Origin of the sequence: Rhizosphaericola mali (assembly GCF_004337365.2) — a bacterium.
Taxonomy (GTDB): Bacteria; Bacteroidota; Bacteroidia; order Chitinophagales; family Chitinophagaceae; genus Rhizosphaericola; species Rhizosphaericola mali.
Genome location: NZ_CP044016.1, coordinates 1,920,400 through 1,932,972, shown reverse-complemented (window position 1 = coordinate 1,932,972; position 12,573 = coordinate 1,920,400). Strand labels below are relative to the sequence as shown.

Here is a 12,573-nt window from a genome sequence, read left to right as displayed (position 1 = left end):
TTTTATCCAACGCTTTTGTTTGTATATTTTAGGTGGGATCTGATTCATGTGTTAATCGATTCCTTAAATCTCTTCTGACAATTTCTATTGTCCAAAACCAAACAATATGTCCGAAAAATTCAGAAAGGTGCTCTTGCCAAGGTTGATTCCATGGTGCTGGAACAACTCCCATTATTGGCATTATTATTTCATGGAAAAGTACAAATACAACAATACCAAATGCGGCACCGCCCCATACTTTTATTATCGCCCACTTCTCAACTAAAAAAGTATATAATAATGCAAAGAAAATAGAAAATCCAAAATGAACTATAAAACTCATTATTGGTCGACTATTACTGTTGTATGTATAGGATAAATGTGCTTGCTGGAAGGAAAACCCCAATTTTTCTAATAAAATCTGTGGAGGATTGTTGGCATCTCTGACGGGAGTTCTAGGCGGAAAGGGAACTTCCCAACCAAATTTTACGATTCCTGATAAAATACCCGCTGCAATTCCAGTGAATATTAAAGCTGTTTTCTTTCTCACTATTTTAAGATTATATTTCGATATAAAATTCTATAACATTTTTCATCTTTCCCAAAAAATCTTCGCTCCAAAGCCAAGAGTATTATCAGTATATTTCAATTTGTCAAATTCTACTAACCAGACAGTCTCTTTCATATTTTTGGATATGGGAAATTTATCTTGATATTTCTTTAAATAAATATCTATCTCATTTTCTACCGCTGGATACATTTTTCCTGAAAATTGCAATCCTATCAATTGTGATACTTCTAATGTTTGATCGCTAATAGTACCTGTAATGGATGAGTTTTGCAACAATAGCGTCCCATGTACACTATTTTTACTGGTAAGTATTATTAATTTGGATGTTGTTTTTTGAAATGTATAAAACGCGTTGAATGCCCACAACTCGCCATTATGATAAGAAGCAATGCTTATAACATGATTTGCGTCTATAAAATCAATAATTTTTTTATTTATTTCAGTCATAATACAAATTTCAGAAGAAATATTTAATTTCTATAATAACACTTAATTTATTCAATATCAATCACCTAAAAGTTTAAATATTAACCTAAACTAATTAGATTTTAATAATAATAACAAATGTTTGTTAAAAAACTTTTATTATTAATTGTAATTAGTACATTTGTATAAATACATTTGTAAAAATTACAAATAAAAATAGCATATGAAAATGGCTTATACGATAGGTTTGGATTTTGGAAGTGATTCCGTACGTGCGATTATTGCCAATACATCAAATGGAGATGAAGTTGCTGCATCCGTTTTTTATTATCCAAGATGGGCGGAAGGAAAATACTGCGATGCTGAGGCGAGTCGATTTAGACAACATCCATTGGATTTTATAGAAGGTATAGAAGCGACTATCAAAGATTGTGTAACACAAGCAGGAGCGGAGGTTGTATCACAGGTGGTCGGTATTTCTGTAGATAGTACAGGTTCAACACCTATATTGGTGGATGAGAATGGTACGCCATTATCCTTATTAGAAGGCATGGAAGAAAATCCAAATGCCATGTTTGTACTTTGGAAAGATCATACATCAATCAAGGAAGCAGAAGAATTTAATGAAAAAACAAAGAACTCGTCTACTAACTATTTGAAATATGTTGGTGGTATATATTCATCTGAATGGTTTTGGGCGAAACTTTTGCATGTACTTAGAGAAGATGAAGCTGTCAGAACCAAAGCACATTCTATAGTGGAAAACTGTGATTGGGTACCTTTTATTCTTGCCGGTGGTACTTCTATGGCAGATTTGAAACGTGGCGTATGTAGTGCTGGACACAAAGGACTATGGGCGCAAGAATGGAGCGGATTTCCTCCCAATGATTATTTCGTTTCTATTGATCCACTTTTGGATGGTTATGTAGAAACTTTGAAAAATCCAATTTTAGCGGCAGATAAATCCGTAGGAACAATTTCCAAAGAATGGGCAGACAAGTTGGGTTTACCTGAAACGGTGGTGATTGGAATAGGTGCATTTGATTGCCACATGGGAGCTGTTGGAGGTCAGATTGAACCATTTTATGTAAGCAAAGTAATAGGAACTTCTACTTGTGATATCGTTGTTGCACCTTACGAAGCTTGTAAACATATCGTAGTCGAAGGTATTTGCGGACAAGTGGATGGTTCTGTTATTCCTGGAATGATCGGAATGGAAGCGGGACAAAGTGCATTTGGAGATGCCTATGCATGGTTTGCAAAAATTATTTCTTGGCCAATCGATCAATTAATTAAAGAAAATGCAGATAATAAAGATTTAGTTGATCTGTTAAAAAAGAAAAAATCTTTTTTAATTCCTGAATTAACTAAAGCTGCGGAAAAAATTATAGTTACCGAAAAAACAGAGTCTGCGATTGATTGGTTCAACGGTCGTCGTACTCCGGATGCTAATCAAACTTTAAAAGGCGTAATTGCTGGATTGAATTTAGGTACAGATGCGCCGCGTATTTTTCGTGCAATCGTCGAAGCAACTTGTTTCGGTGCACGTGCTATAGTGGAAAGATTTATCGAACAAGGAGTTCCTATTAAAGGTATTATTGGTTTGGGTGGTATCGCTCAAAAATCCCCATTTGTTATGCAAACTATGGCGGATGTTATCAATATGCCGATTAAAGTGCATAAGTCAGAACAAACTTGTGCGTTGGGAGCAGCAATGTTTGCAGCAACCGCAGCTGGTATTTTCCAAAATGTAAATGAAGCAATGGATGCAATGGGAACGGGTTTCTTAAAAACATACGAGCCTAATACGGACAAGGTTTCTTTATTCGAAAAACGTTATCAAGCCTACAAAAAAGCAGCAGATTTTTATAGTCAGAATGCATAATGCACAATCTCTATGCTTTAAGCATTAAGCTTTTGGTTTAATTTATAACTACTAATTCATATATAGTGGACAACGCATTCAAACAAATAAGAGAAGAAGCATACGCAGGCAATATGGAATTGCCTAAAAATAATTTAGTTATAGTCACTTTCGGAAATGTGAGTTCGGCTGATCATGGTCGTGGTGTATTTGCCATCAAACCGAGTGGTGTTCCATATGAGCAATTATCGCCTGAAAAAATGGTGATTGTAGATTTTGATGGAAATATAGTTGAGGGTGATTTAAGACCCTCCTCTGATACGCCTACACATGCCGTACTATATAAACATTGGGAAGATGTCGGAGGTATAGTGCATACACATAGTACCTATGGAACCGCATGGGCTCAAGCGATTATGGATATACCTATCTTCGGAACGACGCATGCTGACCATACTACTTTAAATATTCCTTGCGCGCCGCCAATGGATGATGAAATGATTAAAGGACAATATGAATACGAAACTGGTTTTCAGATAATGAATGCCTTGAAAGATCGTGGCATTACACATCAAGATGTAGAAATGATTTTAGTTGGTAGTCATGCACCATTCACTTGGGGTAAAAACGCTGCGAAAGCGGTTTACAATAGTGTAGTATTGGAAGAAATTGCTAAAATGGCCATGTTCACTTTGCAAATTCACCCAAATAATCCGCTACTAAAACCCGCTTTGATTGAAAAACACTATCAACGTAAGCATGGTGCAAATGCATATTATGGACAGAAATAGCTAAACGCATAAAGCTTAAGGCTCAAGGCTTTCACCATTACGTTTTCGGTTTTAAGCATAAAAATATTAATAATTCACAACTCATAATTAGAAAGATGTTAAGTACAAAAGAAGTTTGGTTTGTCACAGGGAGTCAACATTTATACGGTCCAGAAACTTTGGCTCAAGTAGCTGAACATGCAAAAACAATTGCCGCAGCCTTAGATGCTTCTTCCGCAATTCCTGTAAAAGTTATTTGGAAAGAGACTGTTAAAACTACAGACGAAATATATGAAACATTGACGGCTGCGAATGCTGCAAAAGATTGTATAGGTATCCTCACTTGGATGCATACTTTTTCTCCAGCCAAAATGTGGATTCGAGGTTTGAATGCTTTACAAAAACCATTGTTGCATTTGCATACACAATTTAATCGCGATATCCCTTGGTCTACGATGGACATGGACTTTATGAATTTAAATCAAAGTGCACATGGTGACCGTGAATTTGGATTTATAGTTAGCCGTTTGCGTAAAAATCGTAAAGTAGTTACCGGATATTGGGAAGATCCAAAAGTACAAAAACAAATAGGTGATTGGACAAGAGTCGCTGCCGGTTGGGACGATTGGCAAGGTGCAAAATTCGCTCGTTTCGGCGACAATATGCGTTTTGTAGCGGTTACTGATGGCGATAAAGTCGAGGCCGAATCTACATTTGGGTTTTCTGTAAATTCTTATGGTATTGGTGATTTAGTAGAAATTATAAATAAAACAACTGAAGCGGAAATCAATACCTTGATTGCTGAGTACGAAGCAAGTTACAATGTAGCTCCAAGTTTATTGGAAGGTGGAAAAGACAGAACATCTCTAGTTGAAGCAGCTAAAATCGAAATTGGTTTGACTAAATTTTTGGAAGAAGGTGGCTTCAAAGGATTTTCTGATACTTTCGAAGATTTGCATGGAATGGTTCAATTGCCAGGTTTGGCAGTGCAACGTTTGATGCAAAAAGGTTATGGTTTTGCAGGAGAAGGAGATTGGAAAACTGCGGCTTTGGTAAGAGCAATGAAGGTAATGGGAGAGGGCTTAGACGGTGCAAATGCTTTTATGGAAGACTATACCTATAATTTGGATCCAGAATTTTCTACTATAATGGGTTCGCATATGTTGGAAGTTGACGCAGCACTTGCCGTAGATAAACCGTCTTTAGAAGTACATCCGTTGGGAATTGGTGGCAAAGCAGACCCCGTTCGTTTAGTTTTCAATGCAAAAGGTGGAGAGTCTCTAGTCGCGTCTTTAATGGATTTTGGCAATCATTTCAGATTGTTGGTCAATAAAACAGAAGGTGTTGAGATCAAAGAAGAATTACCAAAATTGCCAGTAGCGCGCGTTATATGGAAACCATTACCAGACTTGCAAACGGCTGCAACTGCTTGGATTCTTGCTGGTGGAGCGCACCATACTTGTTATAGTCAGAATCTTTCAGCAGAACAATTAGAAGACTTTGCAGAAATGGCAGGAATTGAATACGTAGTTATCGACGAAAATACTAAATTGCATGATTTCAAGAATACTTTGCGTTGGAATGATAAATTTTATCGCTAGTATTTAAATAAATATTTCACCGTAGCTGTTGACCAAAATGCAGCTACGGATTTTCTAACAAATTAAGTTGCATTGTCATGTCAGGAAGTCTGATTCACATTGATTACATTATCATTGTTTTTTATTTTATCATGCTTGGTGGTTATGGTTTCTGGGTATATAACCGTAAAAAAAACGAAGCCGTTTCTAGTCATGATTATTTTTTAGCGGAAGGTTCACTTACATGGTGGGCTATAGGCGCTTCATTGATTGCCAGCAATATTTCTGCAGAGCAATTTATAGGCATGAGTGGTGATGGTTTTTTTGTAGGTATTGCTATTGGTGCTTATGAGTGGGTGGGAGCATTGTCACTTATTATTATTGCTATTTGGTTTTTGCCCATTTATCTAAAAAATAAAATATATACCATGCCGCAGTTTCTAAAAATGCGGTTTAATAAAAATGTGGCCTTGATTATGGCTATATTTTGGTTGTTATTATACGTTTTTGTTAATTTAACTTCTATTTTATACTTGGGTGCATTGGCCATTAATGCATTATTGCCAGGTAATCACATGCATACTGTAATGATCATATTTGCTATTTGCGCAGTGATTATTGCGCTAGGAGGTATGAAAGTTATTGGTTATACCGATGCGATACAAGTTGCGATCTTATTGATAGGTGGTCTAGCGACAACCTATATGGCTTTAGTTATAGTTAGTGAAAAATTTGGATTAGGACGCGATGCTATTGCAGGTTTTCATGCAATGTTGAAAGCAGCTCCTGATCATTTTCATTTAATGTTCTCTAAACCCAAGGCGAATACGCCACCCGCTGAGATTGATAAATTTTTGATTTTACCAGGTATTGCCATGTATGCTTTGGGACAATGGATTGTCAATTTGGAATATTTTGGAACGAATCAATACATTACACAAAGAGCTTTAGGTGCCGATATTACTACTGCACGTTCAGGATTAATGTTTGCAGGGTTATTAAAAATGTTGATGCCAGCAGTGGTAATGGTCCCTGGTATTGCAGCATATGTTTTATATCAAAAAGGCTTGTTACCTCAATTAAGTGAAGGTAAAGATCATGCATATCCAGCGATTTTAACATTTTTACCCAATGGTCTTAAGGGGCTATCTATAGCTGCTTTGTCTGCTGCAATTATCGCTTCTTTAGCTGGTAAATTGAATAGTATATCGACCATATTTACACTTGATTTATTTAAAGAATATTTTAGGTCAAATGATGGTACACATTCTGAGAAGAAATTAGTATCTATTGGTAAATGGACAGTTGTAGTTGCTATGATTGTTGGTTTATTTTTTACATGGGATGATTTATTAGGAATTGGTGGCGCAGGTGGTTTTACATTTATTCAAAAATATACAGGTTTTATTAGTCCAGGAGTTTTAGCTGCATTTATGTTAGGCATGTTTTGGAAAAGAACTACAGGGGCTGCTGCCGTCACAGGGATCTTGTTAGGATTCGTATTGTGTGTATTTTTCAATGAGTTTGCCGTAGAAATCCTTGGTCCTAATACCTTTATGTATACTGCTTACAAAGGAACAAATGGTAAATTTGAAATTCCGTTTTTGATTTGTATGGGATTGTCTTTCGCATGGACTTTAGTCATCATGATATTGATGAGTTTGGCCGGTCCTAAGATAAATCCGAAAGCATTTACAATGGATAAATCTTTATTGAAATTAAAACCACAAACTATTGCCTTGATGGTAGTTATAATTATTTTATTTACTGCCATATATGCGAAATTTTGGTAATTAATTTAAATGATAGGAATATTATAAATTTTAATAATATTCCTATCTTGCATACTTGACAATACAATTTTATGCGTAGTATTTATTCTGATCAGACTCCGTTATTATTTGCAATTGACTGCATCATTTTTGGTTTTGATGGAGATCAACTGAAGCTTTTGGCAATTCGCCGTGGTTTTGAACCTTACAAAGGAGAATGGAGCTTATTGGGTGGTTTTGTCAATAAAAATGAAAGCATCGAAGATGCAGCAGCAAGAGTATTAAAGGATCTAACAGGTTTGGAAGGAATTTATATGGAACAAATGCACGTTTTCAGTGATCCAAAACGAGAAGCTAAAACCAGAATTGTAACTGCTGCAGTATTTGCATTAATTGACATCAATAAATATGAAAAACAAATTCATAAAGAATATCATCCAGAATGGTTTTCGATAAATGAATTACCAAACTTAATAGTTGATCATGATGAAATGGTAAATATGGCCAAAGAAAGACTGCGATATAAAGCGGCCCTGCACCCATTGCTATTTGAATTATTACCCTCTAAATTTACGATACCACAACTACAACATCTTTACGAAGAAGTGTACAACACTACATTAGATAAAGGTAACTTTAATAAAAAAATTCTGTCTACTGGGCTACTTGTAAAATTAAAAGAAAAGGACAAACTAGGTTCCAAAAAAGGCGCTTTTTACTATAAAGTAGATGTAAAAAAATACAATGCAGGTTTCAAATCTTTCCTCAATTTCGTACACAAACCAACGCTAAAATAATTCCATAAAAAAATAAAAGTTTTTTATACAATTATTAAATAATTGTTTTATTTTTGTTTGCATAATAACGAATGTTTGTTTTTTTTAATAATTGTAATAAAAACAATTAAAATTTTTAACGAATAGTCTTCAATCTTTTCATATTAAAAGAGCTATATGAATTTTAAACAACCAAAAAAGCTTAAAAAACTAGCTTTAAAAGGGATATTGAATAGTTGTCTACTACTGGCAATAAATGCCAATGCTCAGGATTCTACTGTCTTTAAAGGACGGATATTGGATTCAACACAACAGCCCATAGTAAATGCTTCGATTTTACTGAAAGGCTCTAATAAAGTCACTTACTCCAATGATTCAGGATATTTCAGTGTCAAGTCTTTAGCCGGCAATACGCTTGTGATTTCAATTGTAGGTTATGATACTAAAGACTATGTTATTCCTGTAGATAAAAATAATCTGCCAATTATCATGTCGCATCGTTTGACAGATTTAGATGATGTTGTTGTTGTTGGTTATGGTGCTGTAAAAAAGAAAGATCTTACAGGTTCTGTCTCTATAGTAAATGTGGATAATGCAAAAAAAGCCGCGACATATGATGTGGCAAAAATGTTACAAGGTCAGGCTGCAGGTGTGAGTGTACAAGGCTCTGGGGAACCTGGGGGCTATGTGGCAATTAAAATTCGAGGTATTAGTACTTTTGGAAATAATAGTCCTTTATTTGTAATAGATGGTATTCCTGTAGATAATCCGTATGACTTCTCTCCAGATGATATTGAAAGTATTCAAGTATTAAAAGATGCCTCTGCTGCTGCCATTTATGGATCTAGGGCCGCAACAGGTGTAGTAATCATTACAACTAAAAAAGGTAAAAATGGACCACCTATAGTTCGTTATAATGGATATTTAGGTATGCAACATTTACCACGAAAATTGTCTTTGACTAATGCTGCAGAATATCAAAAGATCGTATACGCAGCTGAAACAAATGCTGGAATTGCACATACTCCAGGAAATGATCCATCTAATCCAAATTACATTACAGATATAAATACAGATTGGCAGAAAGAAGCTACGAAAACTGGTTTAATCACAGATCATACGATTGGCATTTCTGGTGGATCAAAATACACCACCTACAACGTAGATTTAGGATATTTTGATCAAACGGGTTATCAAAAAGGTCCTCAAAATTATAATCGATATACGGTTAATTCTAGTTTACAAGGGCATAAAGGAAAATTCTCTTTTGGTGGAAAATTTTCTTACGTAAAATCTCATAAAGGTAATTATGGTGTAACCAATGGTCATGCGGTGTACGGTGGATCTGTAACAAGTATGGTTACTGCAATTCCAACGATGCCAGTTTTTGATAGTACGCACAAAGGTGGATACGGAGGGGTAAATGATGCTATTAATGGAAAAGTGGTATCTACAAACGTTGTCGGCTTGAATAATCTAGTGACCGATTGGAGTAATAGAGAAAGAACTTTTTTAAATGGTTGGGGTGAAATAGAATTCGTTAAAAATCTAAAGTATAAAATTAATGTAAGCTACGATAGAACGAATTTCAAAAATTTTCATTATGAACCTAGTTTCGATATGGGTTACTATTATATCAATAGTCAGTACTATATGATGCAACAAATGGGCACACAAACTGTAGGTATAGTTGAAAATTTGCTTACCTACAATTTGAAAACGGGCAGGCATAGACTCGATTTATTAGGAGGTATGACATATCAGGAAAACACATTTGAATCTATGACTGCTTCTGCGCAAGATGATGGGGATTTGCAATTTCAAACATTTGATGCTATCGCAAACTCCAATGCAAAAAATATAGTAAGTTATAAAGATGGTTCTAATTTATTGTCGTATTTAGGTAGAGTAAACTATAACTATGATGAACGTTATTTGTTGACAGTAAATTTAAGACGTGATGGTTCTTCTAAATTCAGTCCAGCAAATAGATATGGTAATTTTTATGGTGTTGCTGCAGCTTGGAATATTGCAAATGAGCATTTTTTGAATTTACCATCTGATATCAGTACATTAAAATTAAGAGCTGGTTACGGTAGTTTGGGTAATCAAAGTTCACTGGGTGCGTATAGTTGGCAAAGTTATATCATCAATTCAGCGAACTATTTATTCAATAATAGTTTGGCAACTGGATCAACAAACGTTTCTGTTACAGATCAAAATTTGAAATGGGAAACTACTACGACTACAAATATTGCCATGGATTTCGGATTCTTTAATGATGCCTTGACCTTAACTGCTGAGTATTTTAAAAGAAAATCCTCTGATATCCTGACATCTATTCCTATTCCTTATTCAGTTGGTTCTTATCCGCAATCCGTAACAACTAATGCAGCATCTGTTGAAAATCATGGATTTGAATTTACGTTAGGTTATAAGAAAACAAAAGGTGATTTTAATTTTGATATAAGTACAAATTTTTATACACTTAGTAACAAAGTGTTATCTCTTGGTGGAAATAATAGTCCTATTTATGGTGCTGGAAGTAAGACCGAAGTGGGGCATGAAGTAGGTGAATTGTATGGATATCGTACGGAAGGAATTTTCCAATCAGAAGCACAAGTTCAAAGCCATGCCTATCAAAATGCCTCAACAAGTCCTGGTGATGTGATTTTTCAAGCTCAAAATGGTAATGATAACAATCACGACTATACTATTACAGACGCAAAGGATCGTGTGTATTTAGGTTCTGCAATTCCAAAATTTTATTTCGGATTTAACTATAATGCATCTTATAAAAACTTTGATTTAAGTTTATTTTTCCAAGGTAATTTAGGAAGTAAAGTGTTTAATGCCGTATATCAATCATTAATGAGTGGTGGTTACAATAATGCACATACAGATGAGTTGAACTATTGGACACCAACTAATACAAATACAAATATCCCCAAACCAGCGATTAACGATCCTTCTGGCAACAATAGATTCTCAGATAGATTTGTACAAAGTGGTTCTTATGCCAAATTTCAAAATGCGCAAATTGGATATTCTTTCTCGTCCAAATTATTGGAAAAATATAAGGTTAAAAATTTAAGATTCTATTTGTCTGGTCAGAATCTTTGGACTATAACTAAATATAAAGGCTATGATCCAGACTTCATTTCTGACGGTTTATTTAGTCGTGGTTATGATTATGGTTCTTTCCCTAATCCTCGTACATATATGTTTGGTTTGCAATTCAGCTTTTAAAATTAAATCATATGAAATTCTTCAAAAATATATTTAATACATGTGCAGCTACTGCAATTTTAGGATTAGTAGCGACATCTTGTTCGAAAAAATTAGATCAAAGTAATCCTAATCTAGAAACTACAGAGACTTTTTGGAAAGATTCTTCTGATGCCTTGCAAGGAATAAACGCAGCGTATGCACCGCTTTTACTAGATGGAGGTTATATGCGTTTTTCTCCGATATTACTTGATGTAAGAGGGGATGATGTGATGAGTAATAGCGGATGGACTGCTATTGCACAAGCTGCAAAGTTTACTTTAGGTACGAGTGTTGCCGATGGTTACGGTTTTGCATTTGATGCTTACTATGAAGGAATTTATAGATGTAATCAAGTAATAAAAAATGTTCCAGATATCAATATGGATGACGATATTAAAAACAGAGTACTTGGTCAAGCTTATTTCTTAAGAGGATTGTATTATTTTCATTTAGTTAATATGTGGGGCCGTGTACCTTTACCTACAACGCCTGCAGCCTCATCTGTTGACTATACTGTTACGCAATCAACAGAAGAAGAAGGGTGGCAAAGAGTGGAAGATGATTTCACTGCAGCAATTCCTTTATTGCCAACTTCATACAATAATGTCAGCGGTTCAGATCAAGGAGAATTAGGAAGAGCTACTCAAGGTGCAGCCATGGCTTATTTGGGTAAAACGTATTTGTTTACAAAACAATATGACAAAGCTGCTGCAGAATTTAAGGCAGTAATAGATTTAGGTGTTTATGGTTTGATGGACAACTATGGCGATAATTTCACTGAAAGTTTTGAAAATAATAAAGAATCCATTTTTGAAGTTCAATTTTCAACAACAGTTGGCGGTACTGTATTAGGATGGCAAGGTATTCCAAACTCTACTTGGGCGAAAGTATCTGCTAGAGCTGTAACTTATGGCGCTCCAAATTTTGGATATACTGATGTACAATTAACAGAATCTGCATATAATGAATTTTTACAAGAAAAATCTGCAGATGGTAGTGTGGATCTTCGTTTAGGTGAAACTATGTTTTATAATAAACCGAATGAGCCTTTATATTTCAAAGATTTCCAAACAATCTATGCAGGTACACCATATTTGAACCAATTTTTTGCAAAAAAATATGAAAACTGGAGTACCAAAGCGGATGAATTTGATTGGAAAAGCGGAATAAATGAAAGATTGATGCGCTATTCTGACGTACTATTGATGTATGCAGAAGCAGAGAACGAATTGGGCAATGTTTCTGAATGTGCAAACTATATTACGTTAGTACGTAATCGTGCTAAATTAACAGTTCGTACCACAGAATTTGCATCCTACTCTCAAGACCAAATGCGTACTCAGATTTCACATGAAAGATTATTGGAGTTTTGTTTAGAAGGCCACAGATTTGATGATATCAAAAGATGGGGCTGGTTAGCAGATCCGACAAAATTAGCGGCACTTAAACTAAGAGATTCTGAATTTAACAATTATATTCCTGGAAAAGAATATTATCCAATTCCTCAAACTGAGATTGATAATAATCCGAATGTTACACAAAATAAAACCTACTAATAATCGCAA

Annotated in this window: 9 protein-coding genes; 7 read left to right on the top strand and 2 right to left on the bottom strand. The window is 35.0% G+C overall.

The window, feature by feature from the left end; all coding sequences use genetic code 11:
• Positions 1 to 28 precede the first annotated feature (28 nt).
• Positions 29 to 529, bottom strand: coding sequence for a YagU family protein (locus tag E0W69_RS08315; RefSeq protein ID WP_225321453.1), 501 nt, complete (start codon positions 527 to 529; stop codon positions 29 to 31).
• A gap of 42 nt (positions 530 to 571) precedes the next feature.
• Entirely contained in the window at positions 572 to 997 is a 426-nt protein-coding gene (locus tag E0W69_RS08310; RefSeq protein ID WP_131329623.1) for a PNPOx family protein, read from the bottom strand.
• Between the two features lie 208 nt (positions 998 to 1,205).
• Here E0W69_RS08310 and E0W69_RS08305 point away from each other — a divergent pair, with 208 nt between their 5' ends.
• The 7 genes from E0W69_RS08305 to E0W69_RS08275 all read left to right on the top strand — a co-directional run bounded on the left by E0W69_RS08305 (position 1,206) and on the right by E0W69_RS08275 (position 12,564).
• On the top strand, positions 1,206 to 2,861 hold the full coding sequence (locus E0W69_RS08305) for a ribulokinase (RefSeq protein ID WP_255478230.1): 1,656 nt from the start codon (positions 1,206 to 1,208) through the stop codon (positions 2,859 to 2,861).
• A gap of 65 nt (positions 2,862 to 2,926) precedes the next feature.
• The gene (locus tag E0W69_RS08300) at positions 2,927 to 3,631 is read left to right on the top strand and encodes an L-ribulose-5-phosphate 4-epimerase (RefSeq protein ID WP_225321452.1); all 705 of its coding nucleotides are present in this window, start codon (positions 2,927 to 2,929) and stop codon (positions 3,629 to 3,631) included.
• Between the two features lie 95 nt (positions 3,632 to 3,726).
• Complete coding sequence (araA, locus tag E0W69_RS08295) at positions 3,727 to 5,211, top strand: L-arabinose isomerase (protein ID WP_131329620.1); 1,485 nt, start codon at positions 3,727 to 3,729, stop codon at positions 5,209 to 5,211.
• Between the two features lie 77 nt (positions 5,212 to 5,288).
• On the top strand, positions 5,289 to 6,983 hold the full coding sequence (locus E0W69_RS08290) for a sodium:solute symporter family transporter (protein ID WP_131329619.1): 1,695 nt from the start codon (positions 5,289 to 5,291) through the stop codon (positions 6,981 to 6,983).
• A 71-nt stretch (positions 6,984 to 7,054) separates the two neighbouring features.
• A complete protein-coding gene (locus tag E0W69_RS08285) occupies positions 7,055 to 7,759 on the top strand; it encodes an NUDIX hydrolase (protein WP_131329618.1) in 705 nt (234 codons plus the stop codon).
• A 156-nt stretch (positions 7,760 to 7,915) separates the two neighbouring features.
• Positions 7,916 to 10,987, top strand: a complete 3,072-nt coding sequence (locus E0W69_RS08280; RefSeq protein WP_131329617.1) for a SusC/RagA family TonB-linked outer membrane protein — start codon at positions 7,916 to 7,918, stop codon at positions 10,985 to 10,987.
• 11 nt (positions 10,988 to 10,998) lie between these two features.
• Complete coding sequence (locus tag E0W69_RS08275) at positions 10,999 to 12,564, top strand: RagB/SusD family nutrient uptake outer membrane protein (RefSeq protein WP_131329616.1); 1,566 nt, start codon at positions 10,999 to 11,001, stop codon at positions 12,562 to 12,564.
• Positions 12,565 to 12,573: the final 9 nt, after the last annotated feature.